Below are 24,241 nucleotides of genomic sequence, written 5' to 3' on the forward strand. Positions count from 1 at the left end.
CCCAGCGGTGCCCGCGTCCTCGACGGCGTGGGCACCGCTGTTTCTGCTGACTGCGGGTCGGGAGGGCGGGCGCACCTGTCGCTTGTACCCCGTCTGCGAGTTCGTGGGCGGGTCACCCGTCGCCAAGGAGACCTACCGTGTTCGATCTGCTCACCAACGTCATGTCCGCGCCTCTGCTGGTGCCGATGGACATCAACATCGACCCCAACACCAACGGGCTGCCGGGGATCAACCAGCTGCGCACCATCGTCGGCGCGGTCATGACCATCGGCCTGATCCTCAGCGTCCTCGCACTGATCGTGTCCGCGATCGTGTGGGGCTTCGGCGCCAACTCGTCCAACCCGCACCTCGCTTCGCGCGGGAAGATCGGCGTGCTCGTCTCCTGTGGCGCAGCGGTGATCTGCGGCGCGTCGGTGACGCTCATCAACTTCTTCTGGAACGTCGGCCAGCAGGTCTGACCCGCCTGTCGTCGAGAGCTGGAGTTCGAGATGGGCGTCTGCGACGTTCCCGTGATTTCGTCGGTGTGCGATGCCGTCGGCGAAGGTGCCGCTTCTCTGGTTGCGGCCCCGTTTGACTGGCTCGCCCAGGCGATGGGTGCCGCCGCCGGGTGGCTGTTCGAGGCGGTCTGGTCGGTGTTCGACACCACCACGCTGGTGGATGTCACCAAGCCCGGCTACGTCGCCGTCTACAACCTGCTGTTCGGTATCGCGGTCTTCGTGATGCTGATCTTCTTCTGCCTCCAACTCCTCACTGGACTGATCCGCCGCGACCCCACCGCGCTCACCCGCGCCGCGCTCGGGCTGGCGAAATCCGTCCTCGGATCGTTCGTGGTCATTACGCTCACCGCGCTGCTGCTGGAAGTCGTCGACCAGCTGTGTATCGGGATCGTGCAGGCCGCCGGGGAAACCACCGAGTCGATGGGCGACAAGATCGCCCTCCTCGCAGCGGGACTGGTCGGCATCAACATCGCCGCACCTGGTGTCGGAGCGATCATCACCATCTTCATGGCCGGCCTTGCCATCACCGCCGCCGCCATCGTGTGGCTGTCCCTTCTCGTCAGGAAGGCGCTGCTGCTGGTCGCGGTCGTGTTCGCGCCGCTCGCGTTCAGCGGAGCATCCTGGGACGCCAGCCGGGGATGGATCGGGAAGTGGGCGATGTTCGTCGTCGCCCTGATCTGCTCCAAACTCGTCCTCGTCGTCATGTTCCTGGTCGCGATCACCCAGGTATCCGCGCCCATCGACGCGGACCTGGCGTCGGTCAGCGATCCCATCGCTGGGATCGTGCTGATGGCGATGGCCGCGTTCGCGCCGTATCTGACCTACAAGTTCATCGCCTTCGTCGGGTTCGACATGTACCACGCGATCGGCTCCGAGCAGGACGCCAAGAGCGCACTCAACCGCCCGATCCCGGTCCCGTCCAAGCCGCAAGGCGGCGGCGATCCGAAGAAGGTACTCGATGGGGCAGGTAGCGGCGGCAACTCCGGTGGAGGCGCTGGCGGAGGGAGCGGGAGCAGCGCACCGCCGCCGCCGAAGACCCCGGCACCGACACCGGCCGTGAGCAGCGGCGGCGCGGCAGGGGGTGGCGGTGCCGCAGCGAGCGGAGGCGGCGCAGCCGCAGCCGGTCCCGTGGCCGCAGGCGTGGTGATCGGAGCGAGCGTCGCCAAGGGCGCCGCCACTGCCGGACCCAAGGCCGGGACGGCACTGGGCGCCCAAGGCGAGCACGCCGCCGACGCAGCAGCGCAAACACCACCACCGCCACCGTCCGCAACGCCAACGGCGGCACCGCCGTCGAGCCCCGCGCCGCGCCCGCCGAGCGGCGACCCGTCACCACCGCCGAAGCAGCCCCCGCCGCCCGCGCCACGCCCAACGAAGGAGTAGACGATGAGCAGCACGAACAACGACCGGCCCACCGGGGGCGAGCTGGTGCCGGTGAAGTTCTCCCGACTCACCCGACGCGGTGTCCTCCTCGGCCTGTCGCTGACCCAGCTCATCACCCTCGCCATCGGCGGAGCCACGCTCATCGGCGCGTTCTACGCAGGCGGCGGGATGCTGCTCGCCTACACCGCCCCGGTCTGGGTACTCGCCGCCGCACTGACCTGGATACCCATCGCTGGCAGGCCGATCGTGGAATGGCTACCCGTCGCCTGCTGGTGGCTGTGGCGCACCACCGGCGGGCAACTCCTATACCGGCGCCGGATCGTGGTGCCGCGCCCCGTCGGCACTCTCGCGCTGCCTGGCGACATGGCGCGGCTGCGCGAGTACACCGACCCCGACACGGGTGCCGGGATGATCCACGACCCGCACGCCGCCACCCTGACCGTCGTGTGCGAGGTCACGCATCCCGCGTTCGTGCTCCTCGACCCCGGCGAGCAGGAACGCCGCGTCACCTCCTGGGGCCGCGTCCTCGCTACCGTCTGCCGCTCCGGACGCATCGCGACCCTGCAAGTCCTCGAACGCACCCTCCCAGACTCCGGCACCGGCCTGGCCGAGTGGTGGGCCACACACGGCACCCCCGACGGGTCATGGGCAGCCGACACCTACGCAGAGTTGATCGACCGAGCCGGCCCCGCCGGCGAACGCCACGCCACCACCCTCTCGCTGTCCCTGGACATGAAGACCGCCGCCCGGCAGATCAGAACCGCTGGCGGCGGGATACGCGGGGCAGCCGCCGTTCTGCGACAAGAGATGAACACCCTCGTCGCCGCACTCCGCTCCGCCGACCTGTCACCCTCGGGATGGCTCACCCCAGGGCAGATCGCAGTCATGCTGCGCTCCGCCTACGACCCGGCCATCGCCGCAACACTGGAACGCCACGGCCGGCTCGGACAGTCGCTCGCCACGGCGGGACCGGTCGCCGTCACCGAGACCTGGGGCCGGCTGCGCACCGACTCCGCTCACCACGCGGTGCTCTGGGTCAGCGAGTGGCCGCGGTCGCTGGTCTATCCGGGGTTCTTGTCGCCGGTGCTGCTGTCCACAGGCATCCAACGCTCGTTCTCACTGATATGTACGCCGATCCGCTCTGACCAGGCCGCTCGCGACATCCGCAAGAAGAAGGTCGAGCACATCTCCGACCAAGCCCAGCGCGCGAAGATCGGCCAGATCGAAGACGCCTCCCAGACCGCCGAGTACCACGACGTGCTCCAGCAAGAAGCCGACCTCACCGCCGGTCACGGCATCCTGCGCTACACCGGCCTGGTCGCTGTATCCGCACCCACCGTCGAGGAACTCGACGCCGCCGTTGCCGCCATCGAGCAAGCCGCGATCCAAGCATCTTGCGAGACCCGGCTCCTCGTCGGCCAGCAAGCCGCCGCGTTCACCGCAGCCGCACTGCCACTCTGTCGGATCGTGTGATGCGGTTTCTGAAGCTATATCCGCAGAGTCGTCGGTGTCTTGATGGTCTTCCCGGTGCCGAGTGTCACGGACATGTATACACCCTGGATCCGCTCCTGAAGAGCGTCGCGCGAAACGGCAATCAGTCTGTGCCCAAGCTCCGCGTCCACAAACCAACTTGAGTTCGTTCCGGCTTCAAGACGATGAGGAAGCTCCGGGCCAATCAGTTCCCCCTGAGGGACGAAGCGAACCTCGCCGCCTCTTGGGCAGAGGGCAACCGATTCGACCATCACTGGTGCCCGGCCGTGGCTGGTGACCTGAACTCCGATGATCTCGGGGCCGTTGAACCCCTGATTGCGCAGGTTCTTGACGTTGCGAGGCGCCCCCGTCTTTTCAACTGGGCCGGTGACAACGCCTCCGCCGCCTTGCACTCCGTGTAGCAGCATTGCCTTCGGACGACCAGCAGACAGAAGCCACTGCGCGATCTGCCACCCAAGCGACAGCCCTGCAACCAGTAGCGAAATGCTCGCGATAACGAGCGCGATGACCTCCGGACTCATCTTCCAAGCCTACGGACAGGTACCGACATTCTGTCGGGGTGTCGAGCACACCTCCTGGTCACACGACTTGCGAGGAGGCCGACCATGCCCACGTTCTTCGATTCGACTGCCGACGCCGCTGAGGCGTCCGAAGCCTTGCGCGGACTCGCTCACGCGAGCCGGGGGTTCGATCAGCCCGCCGAGATGTACGGGGTGATCGGTGATCTGTCCTCGGGGATGCGGTCGCTGCGGCAGGTGCTCGACCAGATCGCCGATGTTCACGAGCGCAAGGCCGCGCACGCCTTCAACGACGCCGGCAACCACGAGGCCGGAGTGCGGGACGCGCTCGCTGCTGCGGAGGAGTTGCGCCAGGCGGCGAATCTCGTCGACCGGGCGTATGACCGGCTCGCGGAGGGGTTCATCGCTGCGGGGCGGATCGCTTGGCACCCCGAGCCCGCCGTCGAGGAGGCCGCGCCGTCGCGGTGGGTCAGCGTGGTGTTCCTCCAGGGCGAGGAGGCCGACCGGCCGTTGCGCATCCTCGGCGAGCTGGGACATGTCGATGCGGTGGACTTCCTCGCGCAGTGGGACTACGGCGACGAGACCACGCAGGCCGCGCTGGAGAACGGGTACGTCTACGACGAGCCCGGCGAGGGCACCAACGACCAGGTGGCGCTCTCGGGCGACTACGCGCTGGTCGTCAACCCGCACGTCGGCTACGTCTCGCTGCTGCGCCGCTACACCGAACCCGGGACCGAGCCCCAGGATGCCGAGCTGGTCGGACCGGCTCCGGTGCAGGCTGGGCCGGAGTTGCTGGTGTCGTACTCGTCGCCGGGTGCTCCGAGGCGGGCCGATGTGCCGACGGCGAAGCGGGATGGGTCGTGGTTCGAGCCGGCCAAGATCACGGCGGTCAAGCAGGCGCGGGGGCTGGTGCTGTGACCGAGGATCGCGCGCGGCTGCACACCGCCGTTCTGGTGGCACCGTCGAAGGAGCGGCGGAAGCTCCGCAAGCAGCGCCGCAAGGCAGAGGCCCGGCTCCACGCCGAGCAGCGCAAGGCCGCGCTCGCCGCCGCGAAGGCGAAGGCTGAGCAGGAGCGTGCCGAGCGCCGCGCCACGATCTACCTGCCGAAGGCCGGCGAACCGGGCGCTGCGCGGCTGCGCACTCCGGGCCGGTTCCATCTGACGCGGCATCAGGACACGTCGGCGACGCTGGCGGGTGCGTATCCGTTCGTCGCCGAGGGCGGTCTCGGTGCCGATGGCGTGTTCGTCGGCCAAGACCTGTACTCGGGCGGGAGCTTCGTCTACGACCCGTGGGTGCTCTACGCACGCGGGATCATCACCGCACCGAACGTGGTGCTGGCCGGGATCGTCGGCTCCGGCAAGTCATCGCTGGCCAAGTCGCTCTACACGCGGTCGCTGCCGTTCGGGCGGCGCGTGTACGTTCCCGGCGACCCGAAGGGCGAACACACCGCCGTCGCCAACGCCGTCGGCGGACGCGCCATCGTCCTCGGCCACGGACTCAACACTCGCCTGAACCCACTCGACGAAGGCCACCGGCCCAGCGGACTCTCGGATGAGCAGTGGGCCTCGACCGTCGCGGCCCGGCGCCGTGACCTGATCGGCGCGCTCGCGGAGACCGTGCTCGCGCGCGGCTTGTCGCCGTTGGAGCACACCGCGATCGACATCGCCCTGACCCAGACGGTGCGGGAGAACGACGTGCCGATCCTGCCGATGGTCGTTGATCGCATCCTCGCCCCGAGTGCGGATGCCGACGGCAGGTTGGCCGAGGACGGCAGGCTTGTCGGCCATGCGCTGCGCCGCCTCGTGGCCGGTGACCTGGCCGGGCTGTTCGATGGGCCTTCGACGGTCGCGTTCGATCCGTCGTTGCCGATGATCTCGCTCGACCTCTCGCGGGTCACCGAGAACTCGACGCTGATCTCGGTGTTGATGACGTGCTCGTCGGCGTGGATGGAGTCCGCGCTGCTCGACCCGAACGGTGGGCAGCGGTGGGTGATCTACGACGAGGCCTGGCGGCTCATGTCCCACCCGGCGTTGTTGCGGCGGATGGATGCGCACTGGCGACTCGCCAGGCACTACGGGATCGCGAACATGCTGATCTTCCACAAGCTCACCGACCTCGACAACGTGGGCGACCAAGGCTCCGCCATGCGCTCCCTGGCGAACTCACTGCTCGCGAATGCCGAGACGCGGATCGTGTACCGGCAGGAGTCCGACCAGCTCGGCCCGACCGCGACCGCGCTCGGCCTGACCGGCACCGAGCAGCAGCTCTTGCCGAACCTCGGCGTCGGCCAAGGCCTGTGGCGGATCAAGGCCAGAAGCTTCGTCTGCCAGCACCAGCTCCACCCCGACGAACTCGCCCTGTTCGACACCAGCAGCCGCGCAGCGGGAGGCCACCGATGAACCTCACCAGCCCGCGCCGATCCACCCCGAACGACGACGAGCAGACGGCTCCCGTCGAGCTGCCGCACGTCCTCGTCACCGTCGCCGAAGACGGCACCCTCGCCGCGACGGTCGATGGGACACCATTCGCGTCGCCGGACGGGAGCGCGTGGACGCGGGCGACGTTCGGGCCGCTCATGGATGCCATCACCAAGGACCGCACCATCGCGGTCCGGGTCGAGGTGCGCGAGAGCGACGGGAGCGTCTTCACCGACATCCTCCGCACCCGCAAGCCCCGACGCGCAGTGGCACCGACCGAGAACCCGGTGCCGGAGACTCGTCGGAGTCGTCACGCCCGACGGGTGCCGCGCTTGGCCGAGGTCACCGCGGGCGGGTTCGTCCCCGGCGAGGATGTCGCCGTCGCGACGATCGTCTCCCACACCGACGCCACCGGAACCGGCGAGGCCCGCGCGCTCATCGACCTCGACGACCTGCCCGACGGCACGCACGAGGTGATCCTGTTCGGGCGCATCTCGGGCACGCTCGCGGTGCGGCGGCTGACATGAACCAGCGACAAGCCGGGGGCATGGGCGACGAACTCACCAACGCCGCCCTCATTGGCCTGATCGGCATGTTCGGGATCGCTCTCGTCCTCCGCGCCGCTGGCAGCGTCGCCGCGTTCCTCACCGGCACACCGCAGCCCGACGCCGGCGCAGCGGCGGGGCTCGCCGTGCTGTTCAACCCCGGCGACCCCGCGACCGCGCTCGGTGCCGACGGGCTCAACCCGGTCGTCTACTGGCTCGTCAGCACGGCACTGCTCGGCGGACTCGCCGCCGGGATCGTCTGGGTGTGGATCGTGCTGCGCCGCCACACGCGGAAGACCGAGACCGACCCGCACCGACTGGCCGGGATCGCGACCAGCCACGAGGTCAAGACCGCCGCATCCGCGAAGGCACTGCTTCACCGCGCGGCCACGCTGCGGCCCTCCTTGGAGTCGCCAGCACCGCAGGATGTCGGCTACCTGCTCGGTGCCAGTCGTGGCACGAAGGTCTGGGCATCGGTCGAAGACTCGATCCTGCTGATCGGCCCACCCCGCTCCGGCAAGGGCCTGCATGTCGTCATCAACGCGATCCTCGACGCACCCGGCGCGGTCGTCACCACCAGCACCAGGCCCGACAACCTCACCGCGACCCTCCGCGCCCGACGCCGCAAGGGCGGGCCGGTCGCCGTGTTCGACCCGCAACACCTCGCCGAGGGCATCCCCGCCGGGCTGCGCTGGTCACCCATTCGCGGCTGCGACGACCCGCTGACCGCGATGATCCGCGCCAACGGCCTCGCCGCCGCCACCGGCCTCTCCGCTGGCGGGGTCGAGTCCGGCGGGTTCTGGGAAGGCAAGACCCGCACCGCACTCCAGAGCCTGCTGCACGCCGCCGCGCTCGACGGCCGCCCACCCGCCGAGCTGTTCAGATGGACCCTCGACCCCAGCGCCGCGTCGGAGGCCGTCGCCATCCTCAACTCCCACCCGAACGCGGCGATGGGCTGGGACGACTCGCTGGCTGCGATGATCGACGCCGACCCCAAGACCCGCGACAGCATCTGGCAAGGCGTCTCCCTCGCCCTCGCCGCGCTCGCCGACCCGCGCGTGCTCGATGCCGTCACACCAGGCCCGCACGAGCACTTCGACCCCGAGACCTTCCTCACCGAGCAAGGCACCCTCTACCTGCTCGCCACCGGAGCCGGAGCAGGAGCCTCCGCGTCGCTGGTCGCGGCGTTCGTCGAAGACCTCATCGAAACCGCCCGCCGGCTCGCCGCCCGCTCGCCCGGAGCCCGGCTCGATCCGCCGCTGTTGCTCGCGCTCGACGAGATCGGAAACCTCGCGCCGCTGCCGTCACTGCCGACGCTCATGGCCGAAGGCGGCGGCACCGGCATCACGACCATGCCGGTCCTGCAATCCCTCGCCCAGGCGCGCGACCGGTGGAGCGAGCACCAGGCCGGCGCGATCTGGGACGCCAGCATCGTCAAGATCATCCTCGGCGGCGCATCCAACAGCCGCGACCTCCAAGACCTCTCCACCCTCATCGGCGAGCGCGACGAGTACACCGACAGCGTGACCCTCGGCGACCACGGCACCCGCTCCAACCAACGCTCCATCCGCCGCGTCCCGATCCTGCCGCCAGACCGCATCCGCACCCTGCCGTTCGGCACCGGCATCACGATGCTCCGCTCCGCACCACCCATCGTCACCGACCTGCGCGCCTGGCCCACCCGGCCCGATGCCGCGCAGCTCCGCAACGATCGCGACGAACTCGAAGCTCTCCTGCGACGCCCCACACCCTGACGACTCTGGGGGCCGGAGCGCACCTGCCTGACACAGCGACCACATGCAGCTGGCCGCCCAAGTTCAGGAGGACGCCATCATGGCCATTCACACCCAGGAATCACTGTCTGGCTTCATCGCCTCGGAGCCGTTGCTCACCGAGACGGCCAAGGGCGACGCGAGGTTCTTCGCTCGCATCGGTAAGGAGCACTTCCGCCGGGAGGAGGACGGCTCGTTCACCCAGACCGAGACGACCTACCACCACCTGGTGATGTTCGGACGGTCGGCCGAGCATGCGCACGCGAACTTCGCCCAGGGCGACAACTTCGTGGCCGAGGGCTACACGCGCCCGGTCAACTACGAGCGCAACGGCCAGGCGATCGAGGGCGAAGAGTTCATCGCAAAGAAGATCGGCCACGACGTCGCGCGAACCCGCTACGAGGTGGACCGTACCCCGCGCAACTCAGCCGGACGAGACGCAGCCGCCTACGAGTCGCCGCAACGGACGAACGCTGTGGCTCAGGCCGCTCCGGTCAGCATGTGAGTTCAGGAGCCACGCCATGACGAACGATCAGAACCAAGAACCCACAGCACCCGATCTCCCCGTTGGCCCGTCCGAAGTGGATGAGCCCGACGTGTTCGACGGGCCGCCCCAGGTCACCAACGCCGACATGCCCGACCCGCCTCACCCAGTGAACTGGAACCTGCTGACGGCTCACGAGCTGGAGCAGGAATGGCTCGCGCTGAACCGGTGGGTGGACTGGCTGCGCCGCACCTACGGTCTGCAAGTCTCTGTGATTCCGCCGTTCTGGCATCACCATCCGGAGATGGTCTGGGAGTTGTCGGCACTGCACCTGCACTGGCTTGGTGCCTACGACCCCGAGCAGAACGCGTCCGCACCTCTCGGCTGGCACCGCGACTTCGCCGACGCGCGAGACCGCCTTCGCTACTGGGTCACCGCTTGCAGCACGCGCGGGGACCGCGACCGTCCCACCCGGCAGGCCGCCTGGCCCGGCGAAGAGTCCCTTTCAATCCAAGAGGTGAAGTTCGACGACAGGGACGAGGAGTTCGCGGACTTCGTGATCGCCCAAGTCCGCAAGCGGCAGGAAGCCGAAGACGAGTTCTACGCCAGTCTCGCCGACGACGAGGGTCCGTAGACCGATGAGCCGCTACGTCAAGAAGACCGACCGCCGCTCCTACGAGGAGCGGTCGTTCTCCGTCCGGGCCGTCCACCGTGAACGCGCCGACTTGCACAAGCTCGCCGAAGTGCTGATCCGGCTGACGTTGCAGGAGACAGGTGATAGCCGAGCCGCCCGCGAAGCGGTCCGGGTGCCCGACACCTACCGGGCGACTCCCGGTGACCTGGCCGCCTCCGAGGCCGCCCGGTAGAATGAACCTTGCAAGCCTCGCAATGCGGGGTGTTGTGGCTCAAACCTCGTCATCTGGCGGGCAACACGCACCGAGACCATCGGGTCTCGCCCTACAGCCTTCACCGGCTGCTCTCACGATCAACACCCCTCCCACCGCAGTGGGAGCGCGAGGGTCGAACCGCGTGAGAGTGAGCCCCCGATGACCACCGTCGCCGATGATCCAACGGCCAGCCTGATCGACCCACCCCGAAATGCTGCCGTCGCAGTGTCCTACCTTCGGGTCTCCACCCGAGAGCAAGCAGAGAAGGGCGGCACCGACGAGGGATTCTCGATCCCCGCCCAGCGCGATGCCACCCGGCGCAAGGCCGAACAGCTCGGCGCCGGCATCGTCGAAGAGTTCATCGACGCAGGAGCCTCCGCCAAGTCATCCGACCGGCCCGAGCTGATGCGGATGATCCAGTACGTCAAGGCCAACAAGGTCTCCTACTGCATCGTCCACAAGGTCGACCGGCTCGCCCGCAACCGCGCCGACGACGTGAGCATCCACCTCGCACTCCAACAGTGCGGGGTCATGCTCGTATCCGCGACAGAGAACATCGACGAGACGCCCTCCGGGATGCTGCTGCACGGCATCATGTCCACAATCGCCGAGTTCTACTCCCGCAACCTCGCCACCGAGGTCACCAAGGGCATGACCCAGAAGGCCATCGGTGGCGGCACGAACGGACGGGCTCCCATCGGCTACCTCAACGTCCGCAAGCGCGACGAGATGGGACGCGAGCTCCGCACCATCGAACTCGACCCCGAGCGCGCGCCCATGATCGAGTGGGCCTTCAAGGCATACGCCTCCGGGAACTGGAGCGTCAGCCAGCTCCACGACGAACTCACCTCGCGCGGACTGCGCAGCCTGCCCACGCCGAAGAGGCCGGCGAAGCCCTTGGCCGTGTCCACCATCCATCGCCTCCTGACCAACCCGTACTACAAGGGCGATGTCGTCTACCGGGGCACCCGCTACAAGGGCAACCACCCGGCGCTCGTGCCTGCCGAGGTCTGGTACCAGGTCCAGTCCGTGCTCACCGCGCACCAGTGCGCCGTCGAGGCAACCCAAGTCCACGGCCACTACCTCAAAGGCACCATCCACTGCGGCCAGTGCGGCTCCAGGCTCATCGTCTCCAACGCGAAGAACCGCCACGGCAACGTGTACTGCTACTTCGTATGCTCCGGGCGCCACTCCAAGCGCACCGACTGCACGCGCCAGGCGATGCTCATCGAGGACATCGAGAAGCTCGTCGAGGACTACTACTCGCGCGTCCAGATCACGCCGGCTCAGCAGGACGCACTCGCGGGGATGCTCCACCACGAGTTCGACCGGCTCATGGCCGCGGAAACCGAGGAACTGGAACGCCTCACCACCAACCGCGACCGGCTCGAAAGCGAGCAAGACCGCCTCATGCAAGCGTACTACGCCGACGCGATCCCGCTCTCCGTGCTCAAGCGCGAGCAAGACCGCATCGTCGCCGAACTCGACCAGGTGACCCGCCGTATCGACGCCCACTTCGGTGACTACGCCGACGCTCGCGCCCACCTCGACGACGCCCTCGGCCTGCTCGCCAACTGCGCTGACATCTACACTCGCTGCGACGACACCAACCGGCGGCTATGCAACCAGGCGTTCTTCACAAAGGTCTACATCGACGAGGACAACGAGCTGCGCGTCGAGCACAACCGGCCCTTCGAAATGCTCCTCGATCCGCAGGTCAACGCCAACGCGCTGACCTGGGCCGCAGACGTGAACAAGGCCCGAACCTCTGCCAACGTTTCCATTGGCAAGGGTTCGAGCCTCGTGCGCGGGGTGGAGGAGATGGGACTCGAACCCACGACCCCCTGCTTGCAAAGCAGGTGCTCTAGCCAACTGAGCTACACCCCCAAGGGAATCTTTGATTCTAGGCGTGCACCGGGCTCCCTGGGTAATCAGGTGCCAGCCCGCCCGGAGCCGGCGCCCACCGCGCCCGAGGGCCTAGCGTTCCTCGGTCTGCGCGGGGACGAGCCCGACCTGCCCGGGGTGGCCTTCAACGTCGAGTTCACCCGACTCGCCAACAACCACGTTGGTGGTCGCGGTGGTGTCGACATCGTCGCGCGATGTCTGTTGGCCACCGACCTTCACCTCGGGAGCGGAGTCGTCACCTCCAGCGATCTGCCAGATTCCGATGACGATCAGTCCCAGCGCTACGACGATTGCGGGAACAGCGATGATCCGCCGCAGCCGGTGCGGGTTGGAATCGTTTGAACTTTGGCCGTCGCCCTCGGTCACCAACGCATTGTCTCCTCGATCAAGCCGTGGTCGAGCGTAGTGCGGCCATCGGTCGGCGCCCGATCACTGGTGCAACTCGCCTTCCGCGACGAGCTTGTCGAGCCGAAGGTCCGGCTCCTCGGCGACGAGGCGATCGAGCCAGTAGGTCGATTCGAACAGTGCCAACAGGGCGCCATCGGAACGTTCGAGCACCTCGACCCCGCGCATGGACTTGAGCCGTTCGCGCCCGTCGTCGTCGGTGAGCCGGCACACGCGGTACGCCGTCGGCTCGAGTTCGACCTCGGCCCCGAACTCCGACTGGAGTCGGTACGCTACCACTTCGAACTGCATCGGCCCGACCGCGGCGAGAATCGGTGCTTGATCGCCGCGCATTTCGTTGCGTAGCACCTGCACGACACCTTCCTCGTCGAGCTGGCTGATGCCCTTGCGGAACTGCTTGTAACGACCCGTGTCCTTCACTCGGGCGATCGAGAAGTGTTCGGGAGCAAACGCCGGAATCCTCGGAAACTCGACTGGCGGGCTGACGAACAGCGTGTCGCCCACGCGCACCTCGTTCGCGTTGACGAGGCCGACGACGTCTCCGGGGAATGCCTCCTCGACCGTCTCGCGATCCTGTCCGAAAACCTGGTGTGCGTACTTGGTGGCGAACGGTTTGCCGGTGCGCTGATGGGTGACGACCATGCCGCGCTCGAAACGTCCCGAACACACCCGGAAGAACGCGATGCGGTCCCGATGCGATGGATCCATGTTGGCCGCAACCTTGAACACGAACCCGGAGAACGGGTCGTCGAGTGCCCGGGTCTCACCCTTGGTCGTCGTCGGCCGGGGGGCGGGCGGAGGAACCAGATCGATCACCCCATCGAGCAACTTGCCGACCCCGAAATTCGTCATCGCGGATCCGACGAACAGCGGGGTCGTCATTCCGGCGAGGAACGTCTCGTCGTCGAAGTCCTGCCCCGCGGCTTCAAGGAGTTCGAGTTCCTCCATACATGCCTCCCACGCCGAACCCTCTTCGATAGCGGCGCGCTCGGGATCGACGAGCTCCTCGGGGGCGATGGTCGCGCCGCGCGCGGTGCGGGTGAAACGGGTGTACTCGCCGCTTCTGCGGTCGACGACACCACGAAAGTCGCCGGGAATCCCGACCGGCCAGGTGACCGGCGTCGGCTGAACTCCGATCATCGTCTCGATCTCGTCGAGCAACTCCAGGCCGTCGCGCCCCGGACGGTCCCACTTGTTGATGAAGGTCAACAGCGGAAGGCCACGGTCGCGACAGACCTCGAACAGCTTGAGCGTCTGGGGCTCGATGCCCTTTGCCGCGTCGAGCACCATCACCGCGGCGTCGGCCGCGGTCAACACCCGGTAGGTGTCCTCGGAGAAGTCGCGGTGCCCGGGGGTGTCGAGCAGGTTCACGGTGCATCCGCGGTACGGGAACTGCAACACGGTCGACGAGATGGAGATACCGCGCTGTTGCTCCAGCGCCATCCAGTCGGAGGTGGCGCTACGGCGGTCGCCTCGTGCCTTGACCGTGCCCGCCTCCTGATTGATCGCACCGCCATACAGGAGAAACTTCTCGGTCAACGTGGTCTTGCCGGCATCGGGGTGCGAGATGATGGCGAAGGTCCGCCGCTTGGCCGACTCGGTAAGGATGTTGGTCACGCTCGTGCCTGTTCGATCGAGAAGGTGCCGACGCGTCGAAAATCGGCCCGCTCCATAGTGGCCGAACGACCGCGGCAACCCGAAGTTCGCGGCGACGGGTCGAGGTGGTCGACCGTCAGTCGATGGCGATCACGCTGAACGTGGCAAGACGCCGGATGGTCCCGGCCGAGGTTGTGGCCTCGACCAGCAGGGTGTGCGAACCGGGCTCCAGCGTCGAGAAGGCGAAGCCGTCGGCGGCGAGGTCGAACGGTGCGGTGGTCTCGATGACCGGTGTTCCGTACCCGCTCGGGTCGTTCAACCAATACCGAACAGCGCTGACGCCGGGCTCGTCGAAGAACGCCCAGACGGTGCCGCCCACCTTGGCTCCGTTCAGCGGGACACGGGCTCGATGGCTGGCGTAATTCGACACGTAGATTCCGTCGGGCCCCGACACCACCGGCGTGCCCACGGGGGCCGTGGTGGTCGTCGCGGCAGGCCGACTCGTCGTGGTCGGCGAATTCCTGCGTGGGGCAGTCGTGGAGGATGTGCTCGACGGCGGGTCGAGGGGCGTTGTCACCTCGGGTTCGGTGGCAGGCACGCTCGGTGACGGTTGGGTCGTCGTGGTCGTCGTTGTCGAGGTGGTCGTCGGCGTGGTCGTCGCACGTGGCTCGGACGGCGGTGGCGCGACATCGCTCGGGGCCGCGATGTCAGCGTTTCGGGCCTTGTGGGCTTGATAGGCGAGCGGACCAGACACCGCCGTGGTCACCGACGTTGACACGACGAGCGCGAGAACGACGCGGAATGTCAACATTCCGCTCAGGATTCCCATCCAAGTTTTGATCTTGGCGTTCATCGTTCAGTCATCGTCAAAGTCGGTCGCTCGAAGGGGTCCGGCGACGGGTGGTGGCATCTAGCCCTGGTCGAGTTGGATGATCCCGAGGCGCACCGCGCTGAGCACGGCGTGGGTCAGGCTCTGGGTGTCGAGTCGCCGGTAGATCGCGTTCAGATGGTTGTGAACCGTCTTTTGGGTAATGCCCAATTCGCGTGCGACCTGCTTGGTTCCGTGGCCGTTCGCGACCATCTGGAGGATTTCGACCTGCCGGTCGCTCAGGAGATCGTCGGTGACGGAGGCGGATTCGACCGCGCGCAGCATGGACACGGCGAGGGCCGGGCTGAGGAACGTCTCGCCGGCAGCGACGATACGGATGGTGTTGAGTACCTCGGCAAAGGAGGTTCCCTTCGTGAGATACCCCGAAGCGCCGGCGGAGATCGCCCCACGGGTGCGGGCCGGGTCGTCGTGCATCGTCAACACCAACACCTTGACCTCGGGCAACTCCGTGGTGATTCGGCGGGTCGCCTCGATGCCATCCATGACGGGCATCGACAGGTCCATCAAGACGACGTCCGGCAACAAGGTGCGTGCGAGTTCGACCGCTTCCTCTCCGTTGCCCGCCTCGCCGATGACCTCTTCGCCGGCGGCTTCGAGCCCCCGCCGAATGCCCTCACGGAGGATCTGATGGTCATCAGCCAACAAGATTCTGAGCATGTGTGTCTTCCTTCCTCGCCGGGGTGGTGCCGACTTCAACATGAATGGTTGTTCCGTGGTCCGGGGCGCTGTCGACCGAGATGCGCGCACCGATGACATCGGCGCGTTCGCGCATTCCGACAAGCCCATAGGCGCTCTCTCGCACCCCGTTGGACGGATCGAACCCGCGGCCGTCGTCGGTGACCGTCAGCGAAGCCGTCGGACCGTTGACGTTCCATGTCACCGAAACGTTGCCCGCTTGGGCGTGCTTGTCGATGTTGTTCAACGTCTCCTGCAGGATTCGCAGGAGTTCGTTCTCCACCGGCACCGAGAGCCGCGATCGTGGGTGTTCGACGGTGAACTCGACCTCAAGGCCAGTGCGTTCAGCGAAACGCTCGATGTGTTCGGCGGCCACCTCGGAAAACGGTCGCTCCCGCGTCACGGTGGAGCGAAGCTGGCGCAGGGTCTCTCGTAGTTCGTCGAGCGCGGTCTGGACGTCTCCGTGGAGTTGTTCGAGCTGCGGATCGCTCGGGCCGTGATCGTCGATGTAGCGCTCGAGTTCGAAACTGATGTAGGTGAGCCACTGACCCAGCCGGTCGTGGAGGTCTCGAGCGATCCGGACCCGTTCCTCCTCGGCCCCAAGCGTCCGGAGCCGCCCGAACCAGCGCGCATTGTCGAGGGTGAGGGCCACGATGTCGGCCATCCCCGCCAGGACGATCCGGTCGCTTTCGGAGTACTGCCCGGGCGTCGGATGTTCGAGCGCCAACAGGCCCACGGTGCGACCACGCGCAACCAACGCGGTGTACAGACCCGAACCGGAGTGGCGATTGATTCCGGGAGTGTCACCCAGTCGGAGGTCGCCGACGAGACACGGTCCCCGGCTCTCGAGTGCCCGACGTAACGGTGCGGGCAGGGTGTGGAGCCGATACGCGGTTTCGACGGTGGCGCCTTCGGAGAGTTTCGGCACCCATTCCTCGGAGGGGTCGTCATATTCGAAGAGGCACAGCACCCGGTTGTGAAACGTGTTGACGAGTTGCTGACGAGCGTTGTCGAGTACATCGCGTTGGCTGAGCGAGGCGGGAAGCGTGCGGGCCACCGAGTTCAACATGGTGAGCAGATCGTTTGCCTCGGAGAGGGCGAGCATCTGACCGGACATCGCCAGGCGACGCTCATGGGATTCGATGAGTCGGCTGCGAACGAATGCGCTGCCGGCGACGACGAGGACCGCAGCGATCGCCATGACCAGGAATTCCTGGAGGAATGCGTCGCCGAGATCGCCGCCGAATGCCATCGTCGACATCAAGGTGACCGTCCAGCCGAGGCACCACCCGAGTGCTCCGAGGCGGTATCCCCATCCGAGTGCGGGGACGGCCAAGGCGACGAGGAAACAGAAAATGAACGGCGATGTAGGCCCCGCACTGATCCCCACCCCCAGGCCGAAGATCGCGACGTCGATCAGTGCGACGATCTGAGCGCCCCGATCGGGGGCACCGAGCTGAGTCGGAATGATCGAGCGCCAGCTCGTCAGGAACAGACAAACGGTCAACGACACCACGACGCTGTAGGAGCCGCCGAATGCCTGTTGGGCGCCGAAAATCATGCCGTACGCGATGGCGGCCCACCGAGCCGCGGTAATCGCTGGTGGAAGGGCGGCGTGGGCCTCCGGAGAGAGCTTCAAGTGGCGAGATGCGGTATCGGTGCCACCGAGGCGAAGCGTCCTCAACGCGGTAAATACTTCTTCAGGGTCGTACGCTGTCGACGCGCTCGAAACAACGCCAGCGGCCGCGGCGCGGCCCATCGTTTTCGGGTTGCCTGATTCGAGCATCGAGTCCTCCGCGAGCCGACGAGGCCGCGAGTTGCCACGCGAGTCGTCGCGGGCGCATGTGCATGCTGCAGGCGCGAGCGATGAACCGCAATAAATCGTACCGGAATTAGGACAATTGCCTGTCAAGCAGGGTAAAAGCCTACGGCTCGATGGGTAGGATGACTCATCCGTAATCGAGGCAGGTTGAACCGATGGAATCCACGACCGATTCGATTGATGAGAAGTCGCTCGGTGTTCTTGCCGGCAGCGAAGCCGCGGCGGTGCAAATCCCGGGTGCCCGTCGTCCGGATCGCCGAACCTCACTCGACGTAGGGGGACTCTCGATCTCGAGGGTTGAATGGGGGCCACCGGACGCCCCGCCACTGCTGTTCGCCCACGGGGGGTTCGATTTTGCCGAGACGTTGAACGTCTTTGCCCCCAAGCTCGTCGAACGCGGTTGGCGCGTGGTCAGTTGGGACCACCGTGGACACGGTCATTCGGAGTGGGCACAGCTCTACAGTCTCGAGGCCGATATTCGAGATGCGGCGTTCGTCGTGGAGTCGGTTTCAGCCGAACGATTCCCGCTCATAGGCCATTCCAAGGGCGGGGCCATGTGCCTCCAGCTTGCGGTGTTGTTTCCCCACAAATTCACCCACCTGGTGAACCTTGACGGACTTCCATCCCGCAAGACGATGCCAGATGTCGCCGAACATCAGCGGATTCGAATGGTCGCATCCGCGCTCGAGAATTGGCTGGGCCACCGGGCTTCACTGGTCGATCGACAACGCCCAGCGGGCACGATTGCCGAACTGGCACAGCGGCGCGGGCGGATGAACACGCGAGCGACAACGGAATGGTTGCAGTATCTGGTCACGGTCGGGGGGCGGCGTGATGTCGATGGGTGGCGGTGGCGGATCGACCCGACGCTTCGAATGGGAGGGTTCGGACCGTGGCGTCCCGAATGGTCGATGTACCGACTCCCCGAGGTGACGATGCCGCTGTTGGCCATCTTGTGCGGCGAACCGGAACTGATGGGATGGGGCACCCGCGTCGAAGACGTCGAACCGTACCTTCCCATCGGTGCCGAGTTGATGGAACTCGCGGGCATCGGACATTTCATGCACATCGAACAGCCGGACCTGTTGGTACAGATCATCGGTTCGTTCATCGGAGATCCGCAATGATCACCCGGCTGCAACACGGACGAGTGGAACTCGCGCTACACCGGTTGCGAGACGGCGACACGACCACCCCGTTGCTGTTGTTGCACCCGCTGGGGTCGCGCACCCCCGAAGTCGCTCCGAACTGGAGCGACCGGTGGCCCGGTCCGGTGTTCGGGTTGGACTTCACCGGCCACGGAGCCTCGACCGTTCCTCGAGGCGGCGGCTACTCGGCCGAAGTGCTGCTCGCAGACGTCGACACCGCCTTGACCCACCTCGGCGCCGTGTCGATCGTCGGTCGGGGACTGGGCGGATACGTCGGACTGCTTGCGGCGGGTGCCCGCCCGTCTGGCGTGCGCGGAGTGGTCATCGATGACGGTCCCGGTCTGACCGGAGGGGGAACGGTGCCCTCCAGCCCATCGTTTGTGGCTCCGGTATTCGGGTCCTCGTCGAGTCCGGACCCGTTTGCGCTTCAGGAACTGTCGCGAGACATTCGGCCACCCGACTACGTGCGGAATTTCGCTCGATTCGCCTTGGAAGGTTCACCGGCGGCCGAACCGATCATCGTTTCAGCGAGGATTCTGCCGGCATGGTTGGAAGCGGTCGCGGACGAACACGGCGTCGTTCGATGTTCGTTCGAGGCCGCGGTCGAACGTCTCGGTCGCTGAGCAACCCGCGTTTGCGAACCGGATTGTTGTTCGCACGGATTTCAGTCGTCGGTCTCGAGATCCGCAACGATCTCAGTCACCCGTAGCCGCGCCCGTTCGAGGCGTTCCCGGCACAGCGAGACGAGTTGTGATGCTCGTTCGACCCGGTCGGCCAAGATGTCGATGTCGACGTCTGGGCGGTCGAGTTCCGCGAGGATCGCTTCGAGTTCGGCCATCGCGTCGACGTAACCGATGGATTCATCGGAGGAACCCGATGAGGGGGGCGATGTTGTGGTCATGTTTCGTTTCCTTCGAGGGAGTCGACCGTTGCGGTCAGCGCTGCGTCGTGCAGCGTGATGAAGAGGCGGTCGCCGACCGCAATGTTGGCGGCCGTTGCGAGCGCACCCGTCGCGGTTCGCGTGATGCTCCAGCCACGCGCCATGGCCGCGGACGGGTCGTAGGCGCGCAACACCGCCTCGATCGCGTCGAGTTGGACGACCCGTTCAGCGAGTCGTTGGGGCGCTGTTCGGGTGACAAGGCCCGCCGAGCGTTCGACGCGTTCGGATGAGGTCCGGATAGATCCCTCGGCGAGTCGGGTGATGGAGATCGCGGCGCTCAACAGACGTCGGTCGGCGCGTCGCAGATCGGTTCCGGTTGACGTCGAGACCTGGGCGCTTGCGAGCCGCAACCTTGTTTCGCCTCGTTGAAGGGCCGACCCGACGGCATCGAGGATCTGCTCGAAGGTCCCGTCGAGCGCCCGAGCGGCGTCGCGAACCGTGTCGATGACCCCCGCGGCGCACGCGGTTGGTGTCTTGAATGACCGTTGGGCGACCTCATCGGCGACGGTCCGGTCGGTCTCGTGACCGAGGCCCACCCAAACCGGGATCGGGCAGGTGGCGATCGCCCGAGCAACCCGCTCGTCGTCGAAGGCCACCAGGTCGGTCCGAGCCCCACCGCCACGAGCGATCAGGATCAGATCGGGGTCGAGCAGTTCGCCGCGTTCGATCGCCGTCACGATGGATTCGGGCGCGTCGGCACCTTGGACGCGAGCGTCGATCGTCGTCAGATCGAACCCGAACCCCGACTGACGTAACTCATCGAGCGCATCGGCGTGCGCGGCGCTGCCGATACTTGTGATGATCACGACCCGAAGCGGCAGCGGCGGTGTTTCGAGGCGCTGTTGGGCTTCGAGTAGACCCTCGTCTTGGAGCGCTGCGAGCAAGCGGGCGCGGTCTGCGGCGAGCGATCCGAGCGTGAAGACCGGGTCGATGCCGCTCATGCGCAGTTGCAGTTGGCTGCGTGCGGAGTACACCTCCACGGTGCCGCGTATGCGAACGCGAACCCCATCGCCCATGCGGACGGATCCGCCGCTGCGTTTCAGGTGGCGATTCACGTTGACGCGGTGCCATTCGAACAGGGTGACGGCGAGGGTGTGGGGTGAGCGTTGCCGCTCATCGAGATCGCGTTCGATCAGTGTGAAGTAGACGTGGCCGGCCGCAGAGCGTTGAAGGTTGGAAATCTCCCCTTCAACCCAGACTTCTCCACCGAGTGAGTTCGCCACGACGGCGTTCACCCAATCGATGAGTTGTGGAATTTTCCACGTGGTGGTCTCGGTCACGCCGGTGAGGCTACCGATGACCTCCGACGGTCTCGTGCATGTCCCGAGCGTCTCGTTGGTTACTGTGGGGTCACTTCGGAGGTTGCGGGGGCGCGATGTCGGCAACGAGTGAACCTGCATCGGACCCGATCCTGCGTTCGTCAGGCGGATTCGACGGTGGCCAGCCGACGGTGGCCGCCGACGAGGTGCGCCCGCCTCGTCGCTGGATGTCGGTTCGCGACCCTTCGGCGCAGGCGCGCACAACCGTCGGCGGAGTGCTGTTCTGGCAGATCTTGGCGAACAGCGTCGGGGTCGCGCTGGTCGCGCTGTACGTGATGGTGCTCTTTCCGTCGGGATCCGAGGAGCGGGTCCGTTTCACGGCGCTGGTGTTCGTGATCTATGTGACCGTCATCGTGGTGGTCGGGGTGCCGATCAACGTGTTCCTGCTCGGCCGCGCCGTTCGCTGGGTTCGCGAAGGGGTGCAACCAACTCCGAGCCAGCGGCGTTTGCTGTTTCGCCTCCCCCTGTACGAGACCCTCCCGTGTGTCGTGTGGTGGATCGGCGGTTCGGTCATCTTCGGAGTCCTCAACAAGACGTCGTCGCGCGTGTCGATCGGGATCTTCTTCGCCGGTTTGGTGACCTGTGCCGCGCTGTACCTCCTCGTCGAATCCCATTTCCGACCCGTGTTCGCCCTCGCTCTACGCCACGCCGACCTGCCCGACGGCCGCCGAGATCTGCTGCCGCGCCTGATGCTGACGTGGGCGCTGGGAAGCGCGGTGCCGATCGCCCTGTTGGGGATTGCTCCGCTCCTGAACGACAACTTCGAGGCGCGCCGCATGCCGTGGATTGCGGGGTTCTCGGTCCTCGGAGGCGGTGCGGTCATGGTCATCGGGACGCTGTCGGTATCGCGTCCGCTCACGCGGGTGCGCGAAGCGCTGTGGGACGTGGAACGCGGGCAACTCGACATCGAATTGCCCATCGACGACCTCGGTGAGATCGGACGGCTCTCCAAGGGAGTCAACGATATGGTCGCAGGGCTGCGCGAACGCGAACGGCTCCGCGAGCAGTTCGGCCATCAGGTCGGCCGGGGGGCCTTTGAGGTGGCCCAAGGATCTGAGGAGGCGCTGAGCTCGGTGGGGGTGTTACGAACGGTTGCGGTCCTGTTCGTCGACCTCGAGGGCTTCACGCGCTACAGCGAACGCCACGACCCGGGTCAGGTCGTCGACATGTTGAATCGTTTCTTCGAGGTCGTGGTGACCACGGTCAACCGGGAGGGCGGGTGGGTGAACAAGTTCGAAGGGGACGCAGCGCTGTGCCTCTTCGGGGTACCCGATGTCGAGGAGGACTACGCCTCGCGCGCGCTGATTGCGGCGGCGAGGATGCGCAGCGACCTCCAGCGGGTGCGGTTCGACCCGAACGGTATCGCCGAGGAACGACTGAATGCGGGGATTGCGGTGGCGACCGGGCCCGTGATCGCCGGGTTTCTCGGGACTCCCGAGCGGTACGAGTACACGGTGATCGGCGACTGTGTGAACCTCGCGTCACGCCTGTGTGACCTCGCCAAGACCGTTCCAGGTAAGACGCTCGTGACCCGCGAGGCGTGGGAGCAGGCCGGCCGACCGGATGGCTGGCGGATGGGGTCGACGCTTCGGGTTCGCGGTCGCCGCCAGCGGGTGTCGACGATGGAGGCGCAGACCGAGTTGCGAATCGGACGTCGGCCGATCCGTCGCTCGTAAGCGGGGTGGGTTGACCGTGAGCGCGCGGCGCTCAGTCGTCGCGGTTGAGCGTCGTGTACAACTCGCGGTAAAGGCCCTCGGACGCGAGGAGTTCGAGATGCGTGCCGCGTTGAACGATTCGCCCTTCGTTCATCACCAGGATCATGTCGGCATCGATGATGGTGGACAGTCGGTGAGCGACGACGAGTGCGGTGCGCCCGGCAAGTGCGCGGGCCAGCGCCAACTGCACGAGGTGTTCGTTCTCGGCGTCGAGGTGGCTCGTCGCCTCGTCGAGCACGACGATGGCCGGATCCTTCAACAACATCCGAGCGATCGCGAGGCGTTGCTTCTCGCCGCCGCTGAGCCGATAGCCGCGTTCGCCTACGACGGTGTCGAACCCGTCCGGCAGCCGTTCGATCACCTCGAGAACCTGAGCCGCAGCGGTCGCCTCGCGCAGTTCCTCCAGGGTGGCACCCTCGCGTGCGAATCGCAGGTTCTCGGCCACCGTCGTATGGAACATGTGGGAATCCTGCGCAACCACGCCGATCGATGCCCGCAGCTCGCGTTGTGACACCTCGCGAACATCGACGCCGTCGATTCGAACGGCGCCCTCGGTGACATCCCACAAGCGACTGACCAATGAGACGAGCGTCGACTTCCCCGAACCCGACGGTCCGACGATCGCCGCCATCTGTCCCGGCTCGATGGTGGCGACGATGTCGTGCAACACGGGGAGCTCCTCGCCCTGGTGTTGTCCGAAGCCGCCTTCGAGCGAGGCGATCGAGTCGGGGCTCGACGTCGGGTATCGAAACGAGACGTGATCGAACTCGACGCGTCCCTGCACCGGTGACAATGCGGTTGGCTCGGCCGGGTCGGTGATCGACGAAGGTGCGTCGAGAATCTCAAAGACGCGCTCGAAGCTCACCAACGCGCTCATGATGTCGACTCTGGCATTGGTGAGTCCGGTGAGCGGTTCGTAGATTCGGACAACGAGCGCTGCGAGAGCGGTCAGGGTGCCCAGGGTGATCGCGCCGTCGATCACCTGCCGTCCGCCCCACCAGTAGATGGCGGCGGTACCGACCGCGCCGAGCAGCCCGAGCACCGCCATGAAGATTCGGGTGAACATGGCAGAACGCACGCCGATGTCTCGCACATGGGCGGCCTGGGCGGAAAAGCGCGCGAGCTCGCGGTCCTCGTCGCCGTAGGTCTTGACCAGCAATGCCCCCGAGACGCCGAACCGCTCGGTCATGAGGTTGTTCATCTCGGCGTTGTGTTGCATACCCGATCGGGTGATGGCGGCGAGGCGTGTGCCGATTCGCCGGGCGGGCAGGATGAACAGCGGCAGCAGCAGCACCGACGCGATGGTGAGTCGCCATTCGAGACGGGCCATCGCGGCGAGCGTCACGGCGACGGTGACGAGGTTCGACACGACGGTGCCGAGCGTGCCGGTGAAGGCGCGCTGAGCTCCGATGACGTCGTTGTTCAAGCGACTGATGAGCGATCCGGTTTGGGAGCGGGTGAAAAACCCGAGCGGAAGGCGTTGGACGTGGTCGTAGAGCTGACGACGCAGGTCATAGATGAGCCCTTCGCCGATCGTGGCCGACGAGAACCGTTCCAGCAGGCTGAGCCCCGCGGAGGCGATGGCCGCGACCACCACGAGGAGCGACAGCACGGTGAGCTGTCGGCGGTCCTTGGCTGGGAGCGCGTCGTCGATGATGGCCTTGAACAGAAATGGGGGTGCAAGCCCCAGGAGGGCTCCGAGCACGATCGTGGTGACGAACCCTACGAGTCGGCGGCGCTGCGGACGCGCATAGGCGGCGACGCGACGCGCCAAGCGGCGGTCGATCGAACGGTTGTTCGCTCCCTCGGCAGGGTTGGCCATGGAGTGTAGGACAT

24 protein-coding genes and 1 tRNA gene are annotated in these 24,241 nt (G+C 66.6%); 14 read left to right on the forward strand and 11 right to left on the reverse strand.

From position 1 onward, the window contains the following. Positions 1–137: 137 nt before the first annotated feature. The 3 genes from M9952_01615 to M9952_01625 are packed head-to-tail and all read left to right on the forward strand — an operon-like array spanning position 138 to position 3,350. Positions 138–458 (forward strand): DUF6112 family protein, encoded by a 321-nt coding sequence (locus M9952_01615; GenBank protein MCO5311623.1) that lies wholly within the window; start codon positions 138–140, stop codon positions 456–458. Positions 459–488: 30 nt separating this feature from the next. Beyond that, entirely contained in the window at positions 489–1,877 is a 1,389-nt protein-coding gene (locus M9952_01620; protein MCO5311624.1) for a hypothetical protein, read from the forward strand. Between the two features lie 3 nt (positions 1,878–1,880). Beyond that, positions 1,881–3,350 carry a PrgI family protein gene (locus M9952_01625; protein MCO5311625.1) on the forward strand — a complete coding sequence of 490 codons (1,470 nt, stop codon included), beginning with the start codon at positions 1,881–1,883 and terminating at the stop codon, positions 3,348–3,350. A 14-nt stretch (positions 3,351–3,364) separates the two neighbouring features. Here the strand turns inward: M9952_01625 and M9952_01630 are convergent, their stop codons facing one another. Further along, complete coding sequence (locus M9952_01630) at positions 3,365–3,889, reverse strand: hypothetical protein (protein ID MCO5311626.1); 525 nt, start codon at positions 3,887–3,889, stop codon at positions 3,365–3,367. 84 nt (positions 3,890–3,973) lie between these two features. Here M9952_01630 and M9952_01635 point away from each other — a divergent pair, with 84 nt between their 5' ends. The 7 genes from M9952_01635 (at position 3,974) to M9952_01665 (ending at position 9,970) form a co-directional block, all read left to right on the forward strand. Beyond that, positions 3,974–4,804, forward strand: coding sequence for a hypothetical protein (locus M9952_01635; GenBank protein ID MCO5311627.1), 831 nt, complete (start codon positions 3,974–3,976; stop codon positions 4,802–4,804). Then, positions 4,801–6,285 carry a hypothetical protein gene (locus tag M9952_01640; protein ID MCO5311628.1) on the forward strand — a complete coding sequence of 495 codons (1,485 nt, stop codon included), beginning with the start codon at positions 4,801–4,803 and terminating at the stop codon, positions 6,283–6,285. Before M9952_01635 ends, M9952_01640 begins: the two co-directional genes overlap by 4 nt. Further along, a complete protein-coding gene (locus M9952_01645; protein MCO5311629.1) occupies positions 6,282–6,830 on the forward strand; it encodes a hypothetical protein in 549 nt (182 codons plus the stop codon). Before M9952_01640 ends, M9952_01645 begins: the two co-directional genes overlap by 4 nt. Beyond that, positions 6,827–8,602 carry a TraM recognition domain-containing protein gene (locus tag M9952_01650; GenBank protein ID MCO5311630.1) on the forward strand — a complete coding sequence of 592 codons (1,776 nt, stop codon included), beginning with the start codon at positions 6,827–6,829 and terminating at the stop codon, positions 8,600–8,602. Before M9952_01645 ends, M9952_01650 begins: the two co-directional genes overlap by 4 nt. Before the next feature lie 79 nt (positions 8,603–8,681). After that, entirely contained in the window at positions 8,682–9,125 is a 444-nt protein-coding gene (locus tag M9952_01655) for a single-stranded DNA-binding protein (GenBank protein MCO5311631.1), read from the forward strand. Positions 9,126–9,141: 16 nt separating this feature from the next. Next, entirely contained in the window at positions 9,142–9,738 is a 597-nt protein-coding gene (locus M9952_01660; protein ID MCO5311632.1) for a hypothetical protein, read from the forward strand. Positions 9,739–9,742: 4 nt separating this feature from the next. Further along, positions 9,743–9,970 (forward strand): hypothetical protein, encoded by a 228-nt coding sequence (locus M9952_01665; GenBank protein ID MCO5311633.1) that lies wholly within the window; start codon positions 9,743–9,745, stop codon positions 9,968–9,970. Positions 9,971–10,375: 405 nt separating this feature from the next. Here the strand turns inward: M9952_01665 and M9952_01670 are convergent, their stop codons facing one another. The 5 genes from M9952_01670 to M9952_01690 form a co-directional block, all read right to left on the reverse strand. After that, complete coding sequence (locus tag M9952_01670) at positions 10,376–11,536, reverse strand: hypothetical protein (protein MCO5311634.1); 1,161 nt, start codon at positions 11,534–11,536, stop codon at positions 10,376–10,378. 268 nt (positions 11,537–11,804) lie between these two features. Further along, positions 11,805–11,878 (reverse strand) — tRNA-Ala (locus M9952_01675). A gap of 90 nt (positions 11,879–11,968) precedes the next feature. Further along, a complete protein-coding gene (locus tag M9952_01680) occupies positions 11,969–12,262 on the reverse strand; it encodes a hypothetical protein (GenBank protein ID MCO5311635.1) in 294 nt (97 codons plus the stop codon). A gap of 63 nt (positions 12,263–12,325) precedes the next feature. Further along, entirely contained in the window at positions 12,326–13,918 is a 1,593-nt protein-coding gene (locus M9952_01685) for a peptide chain release factor 3 (GenBank protein MCO5311636.1), read from the reverse strand. Positions 13,919–14,033: 115 nt separating this feature from the next. Beyond that, positions 14,034–14,366 (reverse strand): hypothetical protein, encoded by a 333-nt coding sequence (locus M9952_01690; protein ID MCO5311637.1) that lies wholly within the window; start codon positions 14,364–14,366, stop codon positions 14,034–14,036. On the opposite strand from M9952_01690, the gene M9952_01695 reads away from it, so the two are divergent. Further along, positions 14,359–14,631 carry a hypothetical protein gene (locus M9952_01695; protein ID MCO5311638.1) on the forward strand — a complete coding sequence of 91 codons (273 nt, stop codon included), beginning with the start codon at positions 14,359–14,361 and terminating at the stop codon, positions 14,629–14,631. The two genes, M9952_01690 and M9952_01695, sit on opposite strands and share 8 nt — an antisense overlap. 176 nt (positions 14,632–14,807) lie before the next feature. Here the strand turns inward: M9952_01695 and M9952_01700 are convergent, their stop codons facing one another. Together M9952_01700 and M9952_01705 are read right to left on the reverse strand one after the other, a co-directional pair. Beyond that, on the reverse strand, positions 14,808–15,443 hold the full coding sequence (locus M9952_01700) for a response regulator transcription factor (protein ID MCO5311639.1): 636 nt from the start codon (positions 15,441–15,443) through the stop codon (positions 14,808–14,810). Continuing rightward, positions 15,421–17,247 carry a GAF domain-containing sensor histidine kinase gene (locus M9952_01705; protein MCO5311640.1) on the reverse strand — a complete coding sequence of 609 codons (1,827 nt, stop codon included), beginning with the start codon at positions 17,245–17,247 and terminating at the stop codon, positions 15,421–15,423. The genes M9952_01700 and M9952_01705 overlap by 23 nt, the downstream gene beginning before the upstream one ends. 191 nt (positions 17,248–17,438) lie before the next feature. Between M9952_01705 and M9952_01710 the strand changes: the two genes are divergently transcribed. Together M9952_01710 and M9952_01715 are read left to right on the forward strand one after the other, a co-directional pair. Continuing rightward, positions 17,439–18,410 (forward strand): alpha/beta hydrolase, encoded by a 972-nt coding sequence (locus M9952_01710; GenBank protein MCO5311641.1) that lies wholly within the window; start codon positions 17,439–17,441, stop codon positions 18,408–18,410. Continuing rightward, complete coding sequence (locus M9952_01715; GenBank protein MCO5311642.1) at positions 18,407–19,054, forward strand: alpha/beta hydrolase; 648 nt, start codon at positions 18,407–18,409, stop codon at positions 19,052–19,054. Before M9952_01710 ends, M9952_01715 begins: the two co-directional genes overlap by 4 nt. 41 nt (positions 19,055–19,095) lie before the next feature. On the opposite strand, the gene xseB is transcribed toward M9952_01715, so the two are convergent. Continuing rightward, complete coding sequence (xseB, locus tag M9952_01720; protein ID MCO5311643.1) at positions 19,096–19,332, reverse strand: exodeoxyribonuclease VII small subunit; 237 nt, start codon at positions 19,330–19,332, stop codon at positions 19,096–19,098. Beyond that, complete coding sequence (gene xseA / locus M9952_01725; protein MCO5311644.1) at positions 19,329–20,651, reverse strand: exodeoxyribonuclease VII large subunit; 1,323 nt, start codon at positions 20,649–20,651, stop codon at positions 19,329–19,331. Before xseA ends, xseB begins: the two co-directional genes overlap by 4 nt. Positions 20,652–20,746: 95 nt before the next feature. Between xseA and M9952_01730 the strand changes: the two genes are divergently transcribed. Beyond that, positions 20,747–22,366, forward strand: coding sequence for an adenylate/guanylate cyclase domain-containing protein (locus tag M9952_01730; protein MCO5311645.1), 1,620 nt, complete (start codon positions 20,747–20,749; stop codon positions 22,364–22,366). A gap of 31 nt (positions 22,367–22,397) precedes the next feature. Here the strand turns inward: M9952_01730 and M9952_01735 are convergent, their stop codons facing one another. After that, on the reverse strand, positions 22,398–24,227 hold the full coding sequence (locus M9952_01735; protein MCO5311646.1) for an ABC transporter ATP-binding protein/permease: 1,830 nt from the start codon (positions 24,225–24,227) through the stop codon (positions 22,398–22,400). Between the last annotated feature and the right edge of the window lie 14 nt (positions 24,228–24,241).

It is taken from the genome of Microthrixaceae bacterium (genome assembly GCA_023957975.1).
GTDB lineage: Bacteria > Actinomycetota > Acidimicrobiia > Acidimicrobiales > Microtrichaceae > JAMLGM01.

Coding starts and splice junctions, on each gene's coding strand:
- M9952_01620 (MCO5311624.1), top strand. CDS start 489: ATGGGCGTCTGCGACGTTCCCGTGATTTCGTCGGTGTGCGATGCCGTC.
- M9952_01625 (MCO5311625.1), top strand. CDS start 1,881: ATGAGCAGCACGAACAACGACCGGCCCACCGGGGGCGAGCTGGTGCCG.
- M9952_01630 (MCO5311626.1), bottom strand. CDS start 3,889: ATGAGTCCGGAGGTCATCGCGCTCGTTATCGCGAGCATTTCGCTACTG.
- M9952_01635 (MCO5311627.1), top strand. CDS start 3,974: ATGCCCACGTTCTTCGATTCGACTGCCGACGCCGCTGAGGCGTCCGAA.
- M9952_01645 (MCO5311629.1), top strand. CDS start 6,282: ATGAACCTCACCAGCCCGCGCCGATCCACCCCGAACGACGACGAGCAG.
- M9952_01650 (MCO5311630.1), top strand. CDS start 6,827: ATGAACCAGCGACAAGCCGGGGGCATGGGCGACGAACTCACCAACGCC.
- M9952_01655 (MCO5311631.1), top strand. CDS start 8,682: ATGGCCATTCACACCCAGGAATCACTGTCTGGCTTCATCGCCTCGGAG.
- M9952_01660 (MCO5311632.1), top strand. CDS start 9,142: ATGACGAACGATCAGAACCAAGAACCCACAGCACCCGATCTCCCCGTT.
- M9952_01665 (MCO5311633.1), top strand. CDS start 9,743: ATGAGCCGCTACGTCAAGAAGACCGACCGCCGCTCCTACGAGGAGCGG.
- M9952_01700 (MCO5311639.1), bottom strand. CDS start 15,443: ATGCTCAGAATCTTGTTGGCTGATGACCATCAGATCCTCCGTGAGGGC.
- M9952_01705 (MCO5311640.1), bottom strand. CDS start 17,247: ATGCTCGAATCAGGCAACCCGAAAACGATGGGCCGCGCCGCGGCCGCT.
- M9952_01710 (MCO5311641.1), top strand. CDS start 17,439: ATGGAATCCACGACCGATTCGATTGATGAGAAGTCGCTCGGTGTTCTT.
- M9952_01715 (MCO5311642.1), top strand. CDS start 18,407: ATGATCACCCGGCTGCAACACGGACGAGTGGAACTCGCGCTACACCGG.
- xseB (MCO5311643.1), bottom strand. CDS start 19,332: ATGACCACAACATCGCCCCCCTCATCGGGTTCCTCCGATGAATCCATC.
- M9952_01730 (MCO5311645.1), top strand. CDS start 20,747: ATGTCGGCAACGAGTGAACCTGCATCGGACCCGATCCTGCGTTCGTCA.
- M9952_01735 (MCO5311646.1), bottom strand. CDS start 24,227: ATGGCCAACCCTGCCGAGGGAGCGAACAACCGTTCGATCGACCGCCGC.